This is a genomic window from Streptomyces sp. NPDC002104, from assembly GCF_053593795.1.
Genome location: NZ_JBSFDF010000073.1, coordinates 1 through 15,849, shown reverse-complemented (window position 1 = coordinate 15,849; position 15,849 = coordinate 1). Strand labels below are relative to the sequence as shown.

The following is a 15,849-nucleotide window of genomic DNA, read 5'->3' as shown; positions in this document are numbered from 1 at the left end:
CAGCGGCGGGTTCACACTCTCTCCACGGTCCCGCGCCGCCACCGGGACACCCGGATCCCCCCATGAGAGCTGCGGCCCGTACCCCAGTCGGCGGGGGTACGGGCCGCCTCCCTGTCGGGGCCCCTCGGCAAGACACCCCCTAGGGGGTCGTCAGGTTCCGGCGGCGGGCCCTGGCCAGGGTCATCGCGTGCTCCACGACCCCCACCAGGACGTCCTTCACGGATTCCCGGTCCCGTGCGTCGCACAGCAGGACCGGCACCTCGGGGGTGAGGTCCAGGGCCGCCCGTACGGCCGGCACGGGGTAGCGCTCCGCTCCCTCGAAGCAGTTCACGGCGACCACGAAGGGGATCTCGCGGCGTTCGAAGTAGTCGATGGCCGCGAAGCAGTCGGAGAGCCGCCGGGTGTCCGCGAGGACGACGGCGCCGAGCGAGCCCTGGGCCAGCTCGTCCCACAGGAACCAGAAGCGGTCCTGTCCGGGGGTGCCGAACAGGTACAGCACCAGGTCCTCGCGCAGGGTGATGCGCCCGAAGTCCATGGCCACCGTGGTGGTGCTCTTGCCCTCCACTCCCCGGGTGTCGTCGATGACGCGGCCCGGCTCGGAGAGGCGTTCCTCCGTCCGGAGCGGTCTGATCTCACTCACCGCACTGACCAGGGTGGTCTTGCCCACCCCGAAACCGCCCGCGACCAGGATTTTCAGGGTCAGCGGCTCGACCGGCGTCACGGCATGCATGGCGCCGGTGCGGCTAGAGCGCCCGAAGGCCATCGATCACCTCACGCAGAATGGATTCGTCGGGCAGTTCGGCCGGGGGGACCGGCCGGGTCACGTGCACCAGTTCGTCGTCGACGAGATCGCCGATGAGGACGCGTACGACCCCGACCGCGAGGTCGAGTTCGGCCGCGATCTCCGCGACGGACTGCGGGCGGAGCAGGCAGAGCCCGAGGATGTCGGCGTGTTCCGGGGACAGGGTCGTGTCCCAGACCGGGTCGTCGGCCGCGGATTCCGCGACCACCAGGGCGATCAGGTCGAGGCGGTGCTGTCCGGCGTGGCTGGTCCGGCCGCGGGTCATCGCGTACGGACGCACCACCGGACCGGCGTCGTCGTCGAACCACTGGCCGGCCGCGGCGCCGGCCACGGTGTCGGGGCCGCTGCCGCTTCCGGGGATGTGGGCGGGGTGGTCCTGGCCTGGATCGCTCATGCCGTCCGTCTCACCCTCCGGCTGGCAGCCCGGTGCGCGGGGCGGTCGCCAGGTGGTCACCGACCCGCTTGACCATGAGGGTCATCTCGTACGCGACCTGGCCGACGTCGGAGTCGGCGTCGGCGAGCACCGCCAGGCAGCTTCCGTCGCCGGCCGCCATGACGAAGAGGAACGCCTCGTCCAGCTCGACGACGGTCTGGCGGACCCTGCCGGAGTCGAAGTGGCGGCCGACGCCCTTGGCGAGGCTGTGGAAGCCGGAGGCCACGGCGGCCAGGTGCTCGCTGTCCTCCCGGGTGAGGTCCTTGGAACTGCCGGTGGGCAGGCCGTCCCCGGAGAGGACCACGGCCTTGCGGATGCTGGCGACCCGGTCGACGAGCTCGTCGAGGAGCCAGTTGAGGGGGCCTGAGCCGCGGCCCCTGGTGTCGTTGCCGGACTGCGGTGCGGTCATCGACCGTCCCCTTCGCTCTCGCATCCGGGACCGGTGGCGGCAGGGGTGCCGGCCTCGGTCACGGACTGGTGTGGTGCGTATCGCTGCGCGTGCTGCGTCTGGCCGGCGGACTGCTCCGCCTGCGCCGTGTGCCCTGTCTGCTCTATGGGTCCTGTGGGTCCTGTGGGGCCTGTCTGCTCCGTGTGCCCTGTCTGCTCCGCCTGCTGCCGCGCGTGGTGGTCGCGGCCGGCGGTCCAGCCGCGCTGGAGCGAGGACATGCGCCGGCGCACGTCCTCGGCGTCCCGGTCGGCCACCGGGCCGGCGGCGGCTTCGGCCTCGGCCCGGGTGGGGCCGTCCTTGAGCTGGGGCGCGAGGCTCGCCTGGCGGATCCGCCGGGGCAGGGTCGCTCCGGAGGGCGCCGCCGCGGGGTGCGCCGGGCCGTTCGGGACCGGATCCACCTGCGCGTCCGGGACCGCGGAGACCGGGCGGGGCTCCACGCGGCGGCCGTGCTCGGCCACCAGGGTCGGGGTGGGGCGGCGCCGCGGGAGCGGCACGGCTCCGGGCGAACGGGCGCCGTCGGGGCGGGCGGATTCCGCTCGCGCCGGCTCCAGGCGGACCGGGCCCGTGGGAGGCAGGGACTCGCGCTCCCGGTCCCGGTGCTCGCGGTCCCGGTCGCGGCGCTCGCGCCCGCGGTCGCCGAGCCGGGCGCCGGCCCGCTCGGCGGAGGCGTCGGTGGAGCGGTCGCCCTTCCAGAGGCCCGGACGGTCGCCGGAGCCTTCGGCGGGCCGCTCCCCCATGCGGTCCGCGATGCGGTCGCCCTTGCGGGGACCGCCGCGGTCGGTGTGCTTGTCGCCGTGGGGGCGGGAGGCCTGGCGCAGTCCGAGAAGGGAGTTGCGCGAGATGCCGTTCGGCGGGGTCTCGTCGTCGAGGGTGGCCATGGCGGGCCTGCCCTTGGCTCCGGAGAACCCGGTGAGTCCGATCGCCCCGGTGGAGCCCGCGAGGCCCGTGGGGACGTCCTCCGGGGCCGGGACGGGCTCGTCCAGCCCCAGCATGCCGATCGGGGCCTCCAGCTCGACGGGGCCGCGCAGTTCGGCGCCGGCCGGGAGCCGGCGCTCGCCGCCGCCCCGCTCGGTGACGGCCTTCGGGCGGGCGGAGCCGACCGGGCCGCCGGCCGCCCTGCCACCGGCGAGCCGGATGCCGGTGCCGTTGGTGTCGGGAGCCTCCGTCAGCAGGGTCGCGGGGAGGAAGACCACCGCGGTGGTGCCTCCGTAGGGGCTGATCTGGAGGCGGACCTTGACCTCGTGCCGGTGCGCGAGGCGGCTGACGACGAACAGGCCGAGCCGGTCGGTGTCGGAGAGTTCGAACTCGGAGGTCTCGGTGAGCCGGAGGTTCGCGTCGAAGAGCGCCTCGGGCGTCATGCCGAGGCCGCGGTCGTGGATCTCCAGGGTGAAGCCGTTGGCCACGCGCTCGCCGAGGACCTGGACCGCCGTGTGCGGCGGGGAGAAGACGGTGGCGTTCTCCAGGAGTTCGGCGATGAGATGGGTGACGTCGGCGACGGCCGGGCCGGCGATGCCCAGGCGCGGCAGCCGGCGCACCTCGATGCGCTCGTAGTCCTCGACCTCGGCGACGGCGGCCCGTACGACGTCCATCAGCTGGATGGGCTTGCGCCACTGGCGGGAGGGCGCGGCGCCGGAGAGGATCACCAGGCCCTCGGCGTGGCGGCGCATGCGGGTGGTCATGTGGTCGAGGCGGAAGAGGTCGGCGAGCTCCTCGGTGTCCTCGGTGCGCCGCTCCATGGTGTCGAGCAGGGTGAGCTGGCGGTGCAGCAGCACCTGGTTGCGCCGGGCGAGGTTGACGAACACCTCGGACACCCCGCGGCGGAGCTCGGCCTGCTTGACGGCGGCCTCGATGGCCGCGCGCTGCAGGGAGTTGAGGGCCTGGCCGACCTGGCCGACCTCGTCCTTCTCGTACTCCAGGCGGGGGGCCTCGGTCTCCACGTCCACGTGCTCGCCCGCGGCGAGGCGGCGCATCACGCCGGGCAGGCGGATGCCGGAGACCTCGTGGGCCTCCTTGCGCAGCCGGGACAGGTCGCGGATCAGGTCGCGGCCGATGCGCACGGACAGGACGAGGGAGACGACGAGGGCGATGAACCCGAGCACCCCGGCGAGGGCGGCCTGGACCAGGACGTCCATGGCGACGGGCTCGACGCGCTTCTGGTAGCGGTCGCCCGCGGCGGTGCCCATGACGGCGAGGTCGCCGAGCACCTTGCCGGCGGCCTCGTCCCACTGGGCGGCGGTCACGTTGCGGGGGCTGTGGGTCGCGCCCTGGACGAGGAATCGTTCCTCTGCCTCGCGCAGGGCGCGGCTCTCCGGGTTGTTCCAGTACTGCTCGAACTGCTCCCGGTCATCGGCCGGGAGGATCGCGAGGTTGAACTCGTAGAGCAGCTTGCGGTTGGCGACGAAGTCGGAGACGTGCCGGACGTCGCCCTGGCTCACGTTGCGGGCGGCGAGGGCCCCCGCGACGAGGGCGTCCTCGCGGGAGAGCGTCTCGCGGGCGCGGGTGACGCCGACGAGGGCGCGGCCCTGCTTGTCCATCTCCACGTCCTGGAGCGCGTGGAGGTTCATGAGGAAGTCGTAGCAGGGGTCCACGAGCCGGTTGTAGAGCTCCAGCGCCTGGTTGGTGTCGACGGAGCCGCCGTCCACCGCGCCGCGCAGTGCTCCGATGCTGTGGAAGGCTTCGAGGATGGAGCTCAGGTGCTGGGCCGAGGCCGGGGTGAGTTCGTCGACGACGTCGGGGTCCTGGGCGTCGGCGGAGATCCTCTCCACCGCCTCGTCGGTGGCCGCGCGGCTCTTGGCCAGCTCGGTGGTGGCGTTGGAGGCGCGCGGGTCACCGATGACCACCAGGGTCTGGCGGCGCTCCTTCTGGATGACGCGGACGACGTCCTCGACGGGGTAGCCGACCTTGTCGATGACGTAGGCGACACCGAGCAGTTGAACGGCCTGCCGGCCGGTGATGACCGTGGCGAAGCCCCAGAGGGCGGTCAGGGAGACGAGCGGCACAAGGAGCAACGCCACGATCTTCCGGCGGATGGACTTCCCGCGAAAGCGCATGGCCTCCCCAGCCTCCCCAGCTCAACCCCGTTACCGGGGGTTGGTGTTCCGTCATTTAAACGGCGTGAGCCTACTACTGCCACAGGGAACCTTCGAAGACCTGTCCGGACGTTTTCGGCCTGACCCCCGGGCGAAGATCACGAGTTGTCCGATAGATCCGGGGAAGTGCGGCCCGATATGTGGCAGATGACACTCCGTGGGGCCTCGGTTCCCGTAGCGGAATGGATGGCTGGAATTCTTCGTTCCGCGATACTCCGGGGCGACCGGCCGGTCCGGGATCCGGGAATCTCTCGGCCCCTTCGTGCGTCTACCTGTTCGGGGCGGGCATGAGCGGCCGCAGGGAGGGGAGGGAGTTGGCCATGGCGAAGAAGTACGAGGACCACGGTGAGGGGCCCGGCGGGGGCGGGCGGGGGCGGACCCTGTGGGTGGACCAGCCCGCGGGGCGGCGCCGCATGCCGGACCCGGTGCGCGAGTCCGCCGTACGGGCGGTGCTGATCGTCGCCGTGACGCTGACGGTGGCGACGGTCTCCTTCTTCCTGACGGTCACCGGCTCCTGGCTGGCCCTTCCGCTGTCGCTGGTCGCGATAGCGGGGACGGTCGTGGCCACGTGGGGCGTGCTCGACGTGATGATCACCCGGCAGGCGTGGAACCAGCGCCACGGGGTGCTCTCGGAGCCCAGCAGCACGGCGCGGGACCGGCGGCGCGAGCGCCGCGGGGCGCGCCGGGAGGCCCGCTCGGCGCCTCCGCTGCCGCCCCGCATACCGGTACGGGGCGAGGCGACGGGCATCTGGCCGCCGCCCACGGGGACCGGGCGGGGCTAGGGGGTCTCTTGCGGATCGTGCCGTGCCCCCGGCAGGACTGAGCCGCTAACTGCGGCGGTACATGCGGGTCGCCGTGATCTCGCCGTGGATCGTCTCTCCGTCCGCGAACTGCTGGGGCAGGCCCGGGCGCAGGTGTTCCTCGACGCTGATGTACTTGAGCCCCGCGCGCAGGTCCGCGTCGTTGCGCAGCCGGATGACCAGCGGGAACTCGGCGAGGGCCGTGGTGTCGAACAGGCCCGTGGTGTACAGCAGCTGGACGCCGAGCGCGTCCGAGACGGCCCGCTGGAGTTCCAGCAAGTACGTGGCGTTCGCGCGCCCGATCGGGTTGTCGAGGAAGAGCGTGCCCGCGTGCCGGTGCTTGTCGCGGCCCCGGTCGTTGCTGCGCAGCGCCGCCATGGTGCAGTACAGCGCGATCGCCGCGGTCAGCAGCTGGCCGCCGGAGAACACGTCACCCATCTGGCCGACCGGGACCCGCTCGGCGCGCAGCACCGCGTCAGGCTTGAGGATCTCCACGGCGATGCCCTTGGGTTCCAGCGCCGCCGAGACCCCGTGCAGCAGCAGCGACATGCCGTCGCGGCGGCCCTCGCCGAAGGAGGCGGTGCTGTTCTTCTTCACCGCGGCGCGGGTGGCCTCGTCGATGACCTCGCCGAGGCGTTCGGTGAGGGTGGCCTGGTCGGGCTCCTCGAAGCGGATGCGCAGGAACTCCTGGCCCGACCACTCCCCCAGCCCTTCGGGGAGCTGGGAGAGCCGCTGGGCGGAGCGCAGGGTGGCCAGGGCCGATTCCACGAGGCCGCGCAGCCGGTCCACGATGCTGTCCCGGTTGCGCTCCAGCTGCGCCAGCTCGTCGGTGAGGACGCGCAGCCGGGGGGCGAAGGCGACGGCCCAGGCGGCCGCGTGCTCGGGCAGGGCGGAGGCGGGCAGTTCGCGGATCTGCTGGCGGGCGGGGGTGCGCACCTGCTCGTAGCGGTTGGCGTTGGCGTGCCGGACCAGGATGTCGCTCGCCTCGCGGACGGCGGCCTCGGCGGCCGACAGGTCGGCGGCGCAGCCCCGTAGCGAACGGCGGGCCTCGGTGGCCGACTGGCGGGCCTCCTCCAGGCTGCCGGGGTGGGCCACCGGTTCCTGCTCGTCCTCCGGGTGGGTGTGGTCCCGCAGGAGGTCCCGGAGCATGGCCGCGGTCTCGTCGAAGCCGCCCGCGCCCTCCTCGGCGGTGCGGTGGGCGCGCAGCAGGTCGGTGTGGGCCGCGCGGGCGGACTCCACGGAGGCGGTGTGGGCGGCGAGTTGGGCCGTGGCCGTACGGAGCATGGCCTGGGCGGCCTCGACGTCGTCGGGGATCAGCTCCTCGGGCAGCTCGGTGTGCGCCTCGCCCTCGGCGGGGGCGTGCCGTTCGGCCTCGCCGCGGAGCCGGCCGAGCTGCTCGCTGGCGGTGGAGGCGCGGGTCTCCAGCATCTGTACGAGCGCCTCGGCGCGGGCGGCCGCGGCCTGCCGGGAGGGGCCGTCGGCCCCGTCTGTGCCTTCGAGGAGCTGGGCGGCGCGGGTACGGACCTTGTTGGTGAGGCGGTCGAGTTCGGCGAGGGCCACGCTTTCGTCGCTCTCGGCGCGGGCCTGCTCGGAGCGCAGGTCGGCGCCGACGCCGACCTTCTCGTAGAGCTGGGAGGCGGCGCGGTAGGCCTCGCGCAGCGCGGGCAGCGGGGCCTTGGCCGTGCCGTCGCCCGCGGGCAGCGGATCGGGGGCGCCGGCGATCTCGGCACGCTCGGCGCGCAGGGCGCGGGCGGTGCGGCGGGCGTCGTCGGCGGCGCGCTGGGCGGCGCGGCGGTCCTCGTCGGCGGCGCGGGCCCGGTCGAGGCAGACCTCGGCGCGGGCCTCGGACTCGGCGGCGTCGTCGGCGAGTTCGCGCAGCTTGGTCTGCCAGCCGGCGCGCTCGCGCAGCCGGTAGGCGAGGCCCGCGAGGGCATCCGCCACGCGGCGGGCGCGCTGGGCGGTGTCCTGGCGCTCGTCGCGGACCCGGGCGGCGTCGGCGGCGGCCTCGTCTGCCTCGGCGCGTACGGTACGGGCCTCCGCGAGCTCGGCGTCGGTCTCCTCGGCGAAGCCGCGGGCGGCGGCGGCCTGCTCCGCCAGCTCGGCGAGGCGGCCGGGCGGGCAGCCGGTGCGCCAGGACAGCAGCCGGGCGGCGAGCTCGCGGTCGCCGGACAGGCGGGCGGCGAGCTCGCGGATCTCGGTGTCGCGGGCGGTGGCGCGGGCGCGCAGCGCCTGGCGTTCCTCGTCGGCGGCGTGCTCGTCGTGCATGGCCGGGTTCGGCGGCACGATGAAGATGCCCGTGTCCGTGGCGTCGCCGGCCGGGGGCACCGGAGCGAGCAGGGCCGCGGCCGTGCCGACGGCGACGGTGGAGCGGGGCAGCAGGGCGGCGCCGGAGAGGGCCTCGCGGGCCCGGGAGTGGGTGTCGGGGTCGGTGATGACGACGCCGTCGACGAGTTCGGGGCGGGCGGCGAGGACGGCCGCGTGGTCGGCCGGGTCCACGGACTGGGCGAGGTAGCGCCAGCCGGGGAGGGCCGGGATGCCGTGCTCGCCGAGGAACTCGACCGTGGCGAGGACGTCGGGGCCGGGCGGCAGCAGACCGCCGTCGCCGAGGGCGCCGAGGATGCGGGAGTCGTCGGCGGCGGCGGTGCGCAGGTCGAAGAGCTGGCGTTCGGCGGCGGCGACCGAGTCGGTGAGCAGGGTGCGCAGCTCGTCGGCGCCCCGGTCCAGGTCCTCGGCGGTGAGCCAGCCGGTGGCGCCGGGCGCGCCGGGGTGCCCCGCGGGCGGGGTTCCGGCGGAGCCCCGGCCGGAGGCGTCGGGCCCGGGCCCGCTGGGAGGCGTACCGCCGTCGGCGCGCGGGGACGGGTCGGCGGCGCCGGGTGCCGACGGGGCGCCCAGGAGGGCCGCCAGGCGCGGGGCGGCCGCGAGGGACGCGGCGGCCTTGTGCTCGGCGTCGTGGGCGGCCTCGGCCGCGTCGGCGGCGTCCGCCGCGCGGGCGGCGGTGAGTTCCGCGCGGGATTCCGCCGCGGCGGCCTCGCGGGCGGCCTCGGTGGCCGTGCGGGCCGCCTCGCGGGACTCGTCCCAGGCGGCCACGGCCGTCTTCTCCGCGTCGGCGGCGGCGAGGGCCGCGCGGGCCGGGTCGGCGTCGGGGGCGGAGTCGTCGAGCCAGCCGGCCCGGACGGCCTCGGCTGTCTCCTGCTGGACCTCGGCGAGGCGGGCGCGCAGGTGCTCGGCCTCGCTGCGGGCCCGCTGGGCGGCGGTGGCGGCGGCGGTGGCGGCGCGGTGGGAGGCCTCGCCGGTCTCCTGGAGGACGGCGGAGCGCTCCTCCTCCTCGTTGGCCGCCCGCTCGCCCTGTTCGGCGGCGGCGTGCAGGGCCCGTACGAGCTCGGTGGCGGCGGTGGCGCGGGCGGCGAGCGCCGGGGCGGCGTCCCGCTCGGCCTCCAGGATCGCGGCGGCGACCCGGGCGGAGCGGTCGGCGGCGGAGCGGTGGCGCAGCACGTGCTCGGCGGCCTGCCAGGCGGAGTGCAGGGTGCGCGCTTCGAGGAGTTCGCGGCGCTGCGCGGCGGCGGCCTTGTCGGCGACGGTCAGGGCCAGCGAGGCGTGCCGGTAGGCGAGTTCGGCCGAGACGGCGGCGCTGCGGGCGCGCGCGGACTCGGCGGCGGTGACCTGGTGGGCGGCGCCGGTGACGCGCTGGGCGAGGTCGGCGGCGCGGCCGCGCTCCTCGGCGGCGCGGGCGGACAGGCGCCGGGCGAGGGTGCGCGTACGGCGTTCGGCGCCGGCGTGGACGTCGCGCAGCCGGGAACGGGCCGCGGCGGCTTCGACGATCTTGTTGAGGAGCTCCACCGAACCCGCGGTGAACTCCCGTTCGGCCATCAGCTCGGCGCGGCGGCCGAGCTTGTTGCCGAAGCCGTGGACGAGGTCGGCGAGGCCGTCCGTGTCCCGGGTGTCGGTGACGGCGCGCAGCAGGAGGTCGGTGAAGTCGGAGTCCTTCTTCACCGCGAAGAGGCCGGCGGCCTCGCCCTCGTCGGCGTTCATCTCGCGCTGGTAGCGGAAGAGTTCGGGGTCGAGGCCGACCTCGGTGAGGTGCTCGTTCCAGCGGTCGTGGATCTCCTCGAAGTACACCTCGAGGTGCGGGTACGCCTTGCCGGCTTCGGTGAGGGCGTCGCGGAAGCCCTTCATGGTGCGGCGCCGGCCCTGGGCGCCGGAGACGCCTTCCACGGGCGGGCGCACCGAAGTGGCCTCGGCCACGGGGAGGTTGTCCAGGCTGAGGCCCGGGCCGGGGCGGAAGGAGTACCAGGCCTCGGCGAACTTGCGCGGGTCGTTGGAGACTTGGCGGCCGCGCCATTCGCTGACCTTGCCGACGACCACGCACTCGCCGGTCTGGGTGTGCTGCCATTCCAGCGCGACGTGGCCGCAGTCGTCGGCCAGCAGGAACTTGCGCAGGACGCCGGAGCTGGCGCCGCCCAGGGTGTTGCGGTGGCCGGGGAGCATGACCGAGAAGATCAGCTTGAGCAGGACGGACTTGCCGCCGCCGTTCTCCAGGAAGAGCACGCCCGCGGGCGCGGGGCGGCGCGGCGGGCCGGTGGGCTCGTCCTCGAAGAACTCCGCCTGGGTGGGCGCCGGGTGGGGCACCGGCTCGCCGACTCCGCGCAGGTCGAGCACGGTGTCGGCGTAGCGCGCGCCGGCGGGCCCGATGGAGTAGAGGCGGATCCGGGACAGCTCGTACATGGCGGCGGACTCTCGTCGTTCTTCGTAGGTCGTACGTGGGCCGTACGGGGACGGGTGGCGGGGCGCCGGCTAGGCGTGGAAGGGCAGGCCCGCGTCGGCGGCGAGTTCGAGGTCGTCGCCCTCGGGCGGCGGCAGCAGGCTGGCGGAGCCGTCGCTGACGGGGACCACGCCCAGGTCGAGGAGCTCGGCCATGGCCGCGCTGCCCGCCATGTCGCGGACCTGGAGCTGGTAGCGGGGGGTGGTGCGGTACGTGCCTCCGGCCTCGTCCCCGGTGCGCTGGAGGAACCCGGAGTCGGTGAGGAAGGCGGCGGCCTTGCCGACGATGCCGGTGGTGGAACCGGCCAGCCGGCGGGCGTCCTTGGTGGCGCCGGTCGCGCTGCGGCGGGCGTAGACCCGCCAGGCGGCCTCCAGGCCGGGGGCGTCGGAGGCCGGGTCGGTGTTCTCGCCGAGCTCCTCGGCGCGCTCCTCCAGGCGGCGGCAGGTCTGCCGGACGAAGGCGTCAACGCCGTTGACGGTGATCCGGCCGATGTAGCCGTCGTCGGCGAGGTCTTCGGGGCGGGGGAAGGCGAGGGCCGCCACGGCGAGGTGGGCGAGGCCGTGCAGGAAGCGGTCCGCGGAGTCGGCGGTGGTGCGGCGGGCGTAGTCGCCCATGCGGACGGCGAAGACGGAGTCCTCGCCGGCGGCCACGGCCATGCCCGCGCGGGAGGACACCTCCAGGACGACCAGGCCGAGGCCGGTGGCGACGGCGTCCGCGAGGCGGGCGAAGGCGGGGTCCTCGCGGTAGCGGCGGAGCAGTTCGGCGTACTCCGCGTCGCGGGCGGGCAGCAGCTTGGGCTGGAGCCCGAAGGCGACGAGGCGGGCCGCGTCGGCGGCGTCCGCGGGGGTGAGGGTTCCCTGCGGGGCCGGGGCCGGGGCCGGCGCCTGTACGTGTGCCTGCACCGGAGCCGGGGCCTCGTGCGCGTCGGGCTCGCTCCACGCGGGGTGCTGCTCGGCGTGGTGGTCGCTCACGGGTGGGTCTCCTCGGTGGTACGGGTGGGGCTCAAGCGGGTGCTGACGTGTTGCGGCGCGGTGGCTTCGGCGGGGGCGGGTTCTCCCCCACCCCGCCCCTTCCCGAAAGCAGGGGCAAGCCCCCACACCCCCGGGTGGGACCGGGCCGCCAGGGGCTCCGCCCCTGCGAGCCACCCCGCGGGCCCGGCCGCGGGGCCGCCGACACCGCCGTCCCGACCGGGCACGGCCGTACGCCGGGCAGCGCCGGCCCGACCACGCGAGGACGCGGGCCCGGACCCGAACGGTGCGGGCCGGACCCGCGACAGCGCGAAACCAGACCCCGACGGCGCGGACCGGGCGGGCGACAGCGCGGGCGGGGATCCAGGTCTCACCGGTCCGGCGGGGCGCGGTGCGCGGCGGTGTTCGGACGGCGTGGGCCGGGGGGTTCGGGAGGGGTGGGTCATGCCGCCTCCGTGCGGTCCGCCGTCATGGCTGCCGCGTCCAGGAGGGCGGTGCCGACGATGAGGTCCGCGCCGCCGAATTCGGGGTCTTCGAGTTCCGTGCCGTCGTCGACCGCGAAGAGGAGGCGCTCCTCGCCCTGGCGGTACGCCGTGCCCACCGCCGGGCTCGCCGCGTGGACGGCCAGCAGGGCGACCAGGTAGGGGAGATCGGGGTCGGAGCGGCGGGCCTCCGCCAGGAGGCCGGACAGCCGGCGCGGGGCGTCGTGCGGGAGTTCGAGGAGTGCCATCGCGGCGGCGAGCTGCTCCTCGCTGAAACGGCTGTCGTCCGGGGTCGCGATCAGGTCCGGCTCCGGCATCTCCAGCCCCAGGTGCTCCCGCTCCACCGGCGGGGTCAGGAGGATCTCCACCAGGTCCGCGACCCGGACCGAGACGGGGGTGCGCAGGCCGGCGCCCGATGCGAAGAAGGCGTCCGTGACCCGGATGGCCTGCGCGACGGGCAGGGGGAGGACGGGAGCCACCAGTTGCCCGTACAGGTCGATCCCGGAGCGCGGCGCGGGCGCCGCGAAGGCCTGGCGGTCCTGTTCGGCGCGGAAGAGCGGGCCCGCGTCCAGGAGCCGGGACTGGAGCTGGGTGTGGCGGCGGATGCAGTCCTTGACGATGTCGACGAGCTCGGCGGCGCGCCGCTTGTTGTCCGGCTCCTCCGCCTCGTCGCGGGCCTTGCGGATGTTGGTCAGGATCGCGTTCTCGTGACGGTAGCGGTCGGCGACGTGGTCGAGGGCCTCCGCGATCATGTCGGGGACGGTCACCAGCCAGTCCACCGCCCGCACGTTGCGCCGGGTCGCGTCCAGGGTGCGGCGCAGGGTCTCGGCGTACTGGACGGTGCGGTAGCGGGCCTGTTCGGCGGCGAGTTGGGCGTCGGCGAGTCGGCCCCGGCTGATCAGGACCTCCAGTTTGACCTCGGCGGCGATCTGCGCGCTGGTGACGTCCGTGTCGAGCGCGCCGACCAGGACGTTGACGGCCTCGTCCGTCGTGCGCAGGTACACCGCGCCGCCGTAGCCCGGGACTTCCTCGATGAGCTTGAAGTCGTAGTCGCGGCGGACGTACACCCCGTCCGGGCCGAACGTGCCGTAGATCGCGCGGAATCCGCGGTCGACGCTGCCGACGTTGATGAGGTTCTCCAGCACCCAGCGGGCCACCCGCTCGTGCTCGGCCGCGGGGCGCGCCGGCGCCTGGGCGGCGACGCGCGGCAGCAGGCGGGCCACTATCTGCTCGTGGTCCGCGCCCGTGTCGAAGTCCATGTTGAGCGTGACCAGGTCGATCGCGGCGAGCGCGACCTCCGCCATCGCGTAGACCCCGTACTCGCCGGCCAGATTGGCCTTGCGCACGTCGAGGTCGTGGAGCGGGGCGGTGCAGGCGAGCGCGCGCAGCCGCCGGGCCAGGCCCTCGTCGGCGGCCGGGCCCGGCGCCGGGGAGGGAAGGGTCTTCGCCGGGGCGGGGAGAGTCACGGGCAAAGACTAGGCGCTGACCCTGACAACATCCCAAACGGGATGGTTCGCCCGATCCTCCGGACCGGCCGCCCGCGAGGGCCCGCGCCCTGTTCTACGCTCACCGCATGGCTTCCATGATCACGCCGGAATCCCCGGCGGCCACCCAGGCGGACGTCCCCGTGATCGATCTCAACGCCGACCTCGGCGAGGGCTTCGGGCGGTGGACGCTGACCGACGACGAGGCCCTGCTGTCGGTCGTCACGAGCGCCAACGTCGCCTGCGGCTTCCACGCCGGCGATCCGTCCATCATGCGCCGCGTCTGCGAGCTGGCGGCCGCGCGCGGGGTGCGGATCGGCGCGCAGGTCTCGTACCGGGACCTGGCGGGCTTCGGCCGCCGTTCCATGGACGTGCCGGCCGGTGAACTGGCCGACGAGGTGGCCTACCAGATCGGGGCGCTGGAGGTCTTCGCGCGGGCGGCCGGTTCCCGGGTGTCGTACGTGAAACCGCACGGCGCGCTCTACAACCGCACCGTGCACGACTCCGCCCAGGCCTCCGCCGTGGTGGCGGGCGTGCTGCTCGCTGCCGGTCCCGCCGGGCTCCCGGTCCTCGGGCTGCCCGGTTCCCTGCTGCTGGAGGCCGCCGGGCGGGCCGGGCTGCCGGCCGTCCCGGAGGCCTTCGCCGACCGCGCCTACACCCCCGCGGGCACCCTCGTACCGCGCGGAGAGCCGGGCGCCGTGGTCCACGACCCGGACGCGGTGGTCGCCCGCGCGGTGGACATGGCCGCCTCGCACGCCGTGACGGCCGCCGACGGCTCCCGGATCGCGGTGGCCGCCCGCTCCCTGTGCCTGCACGGGGACACCCCGGGCGCCGCCGGCCTCGCCCTGCGCGTCCGCGGGGCGCTCGGCGGGGCCGGGATCCGGGTGGAGGCCTTCGCGTGAGGGCGCTGGAGGCCGGCGCCGAGGCGCTGCTGCTGGAGCTGGACTCCGCCGGGGAGGTGGCCGCGCTCCACGCGGAGCTGCTGCGCCGCCGGGACGCGGGTGAGCTGGGCGGCGTACGGGAGATCGTGCCGGCGGCCCGGACCGTCCTGCTGGACGGGGTACGGGAGCCGGGCGCCCTCGCGGCCCGGATCGCCCGCTGGCGGATCCCCCCGCTCGCACCGGCCGACGGGCCGCCCCCGCTGACGGTCCCGGTGCGCTACGACGGCCCGGACCTCGCGGAGGTGGCCGCCCTGTGGGAGGTGTCCCCGGAGGAGGTTCCCGGGATCGTCGGCGCGATCACCTTCCGGGTGGCCTTCTGCGGGTTCGCCCCCGGCTTCGGCTACCTGACGGGCCTGCCCGCCCGCCTCCACCTGCCCCGGCGCGCGACGCCCCGTACGGCGGTACCCGGGGGCTCGCTGGCCCTCGCGGGCGAGTACGCCGGGGTCTACCCGCGCTCCTCCCCCGGCGGCTGGCAGCTGATCGGGTCCACCGACGCGGTGCTGTGGGACCCGGCGCGCGAACCGGCCGCGCTGTTCGCGCCGGGGGTACGGGTGCGGTTCGAGGAGGCGGCGTGAGGGCGCTGGAGGTCGTACGGGCGGGCGCGCTGAGCACCGTCCAGGACCAGGGGCGGCCCGGGTACGCCCACCTCGGCGTCCCCCTGTCCGGGGCCCTGGACACGGGGGCGCGGGCCCTGGCGAACCGGCTGCTCGGCAATCCGGCCGGGGCGGCCGTCCTGGAGACGACCCTGGACGGTGTGGCCCTGCGGGCGGTCGGCGGCACGGTGACGGTGGCGGTGACCGGGGCGCCGTGCGCGGTACGGGTCTGCGGGCGCCCGGTGGCCTGGGGCGCCCCCGTCCTGCTGCGCCCCGGGGCGGAGCTGGAGGTGGGCCGGGCGGAGTCGGGGGTGCGCGGCTACGTGGCGGTGCGGGGCGGGTTCGCGGTCGAGCCGGTGCTGGGCAGTCGCTCGACCGACCTGCTGTCGGGCCTCGGGCCGCCGGTGCTGGTGGCGGGGGCGGTGCTGCCGGTGGGCACGCCCGGTCCGGACCCGGTGGCCGGGCTGGACGGCCTGGCGGCGCCGGGCCCTCCCTCGGAACTGGTGCTTCCGCTGCGGCTGGGGCCGCGGGCCGACTGGTTCACGGCGGAGTCGGTGACGGGGCGGCTGCTGCGGGCGGCGTACCGCGTCTCGGCCGCTTCGAACCGCATCGGGCTGCGCACGGAGGGGCCGGCGCTGGTCCGGGCGCGGGGCGGGGAGCTGCCGAGCGAGGGGATGGTGCTGGGGGCTGTGCAGGTGCCGCCGGACGGGCAGCCGGTGGTGTTCCTGGCCGACCATCCCGTGACCGGGGGGTATCCGGTGGTGGGGGTGGTGGCGGGCCCCGCCCTCGCTGCGGCGGCGCAGGCACCCCCGGGAACCCCGATCCGCTTCCTCCGCCTCTGACTCCTGCGGCGGGCCGCGGCCCGGGCTGCGGGGTGCGCCGCCGCGCGGGGCGCTCCCCGGCCGACCCCGGCTGCGAGTCACCGCTGCGCGGGGCGGAGTTCCCCTACCCGCCCTTCCACCGTTCCCCGGGCCAGCCCGGACCCGCGCCTCAAACGCCGGCGAGGCGGCCGAAGTGACCCTGGGACCGCTGGACTTCGACGACTTCATC

11 protein-coding genes are annotated in these 15,849 nt (G+C 75.6%); 4 read left to right on the top strand and 7 right to left on the bottom strand.

The window, feature by feature from the left end:
* Window positions 1–139: 139 nt before the first annotated feature.
* From ACWCP2_RS35430 to ACWCP2_RS35415, 4 genes are read right to left on the bottom strand one after another with little or no spacing between them, the layout of a single operon-like run.
* A complete protein-coding gene (locus tag ACWCP2_RS35430; RefSeq protein ID WP_450912667.1) occupies window positions 140–763 on the bottom strand; it encodes a GTP-binding protein in 624 nt (207 codons plus the stop codon).
* Entirely contained in the window at window positions 744–1,196 is a 453-nt protein-coding gene (locus tag ACWCP2_RS35425; protein WP_450912666.1) for a DUF742 domain-containing protein, read from the bottom strand. The genes ACWCP2_RS35430 and ACWCP2_RS35425 overlap by 20 nt, the downstream gene beginning before the upstream one ends.
* A gap of 10 nt (window positions 1,197–1,206) precedes the next feature.
* Window positions 1,207–1,644, bottom strand: a complete 438-nt coding sequence (locus ACWCP2_RS35420; RefSeq protein ID WP_243341589.1) for a roadblock/LC7 domain-containing protein — start codon at window positions 1,642–1,644, stop codon at window positions 1,207–1,209.
* A complete protein-coding gene (locus ACWCP2_RS35415) occupies window positions 1,641–4,697 on the bottom strand; it encodes a sensor histidine kinase (protein WP_450912679.1) in 3,057 nt (1,018 codons plus the stop codon). Before ACWCP2_RS35415 ends, ACWCP2_RS35420 begins: the two co-directional genes overlap by 4 nt.
* A 395-nt stretch (window positions 4,698–5,092) precedes the next feature.
* On the opposite strand from ACWCP2_RS35415, the gene ACWCP2_RS35410 reads away from it, so the two are divergent.
* A complete protein-coding gene (locus ACWCP2_RS35410; RefSeq protein ID WP_450912665.1) occupies window positions 5,093–5,554 on the top strand; it encodes a hypothetical protein in 462 nt (153 codons plus the stop codon).
* Window positions 5,555–5,599: 45 nt separating this feature from the next.
* Here the strand turns inward: ACWCP2_RS35410 and ACWCP2_RS35405 are convergent, their stop codons facing one another.
* The 3 genes from ACWCP2_RS35405 to ACWCP2_RS35395 all read right to left on the bottom strand — a co-directional run bounded on the left by ACWCP2_RS35405 (window position 5,600) and on the right by ACWCP2_RS35395 (window position 13,247).
* The gene (locus tag ACWCP2_RS35405) at window positions 5,600–10,294 is read right to left on the bottom strand and encodes a hypothetical protein (protein ID WP_450912664.1); all 4,695 of its coding nucleotides are present in this window, start codon (window positions 10,292–10,294) and stop codon (window positions 5,600–5,602) included.
* 69 nt (window positions 10,295–10,363) lie between these two features.
* The gene (locus ACWCP2_RS35400) at window positions 10,364–11,302 is read right to left on the bottom strand and encodes a hypothetical protein (RefSeq protein WP_450912663.1); all 939 of its coding nucleotides are present in this window, start codon (window positions 11,300–11,302) and stop codon (window positions 10,364–10,366) included.
* A gap of 439 nt (window positions 11,303–11,741) precedes the next feature.
* Window positions 11,742–13,247, bottom strand: a complete 1,506-nt coding sequence (locus ACWCP2_RS35395) for a hypothetical protein (protein WP_383952317.1) — start codon at window positions 13,245–13,247, stop codon at window positions 11,742–11,744.
* A gap of 107 nt (window positions 13,248–13,354) precedes the next feature.
* On the opposite strand from ACWCP2_RS35395, the gene ACWCP2_RS35390 reads away from it, so the two are divergent.
* From ACWCP2_RS35390 to ACWCP2_RS35380, 3 genes are read left to right on the top strand one after another with little or no spacing between them, the layout of a single operon-like run.
* A complete protein-coding gene (locus ACWCP2_RS35390; RefSeq protein WP_450912662.1) occupies window positions 13,355–14,167 on the top strand; it encodes a LamB/YcsF family protein in 813 nt (270 codons plus the stop codon).
* Window positions 14,164–14,781, top strand: coding sequence for a 5-oxoprolinase subunit B family protein (locus ACWCP2_RS35385; RefSeq protein ID WP_450912661.1), 618 nt, complete (start codon window positions 14,164–14,166; stop codon window positions 14,779–14,781). Before ACWCP2_RS35390 ends, ACWCP2_RS35385 begins: the two co-directional genes overlap by 4 nt.
* Entirely contained in the window at window positions 14,778–15,641 is an 864-nt protein-coding gene (locus tag ACWCP2_RS35380; RefSeq protein WP_450912660.1) for a 5-oxoprolinase subunit C family protein, read from the top strand. The genes ACWCP2_RS35385 and ACWCP2_RS35380 overlap by 4 nt, the downstream gene beginning before the upstream one ends.
* Window positions 15,642–15,849: the final 208 nt, after the last annotated feature.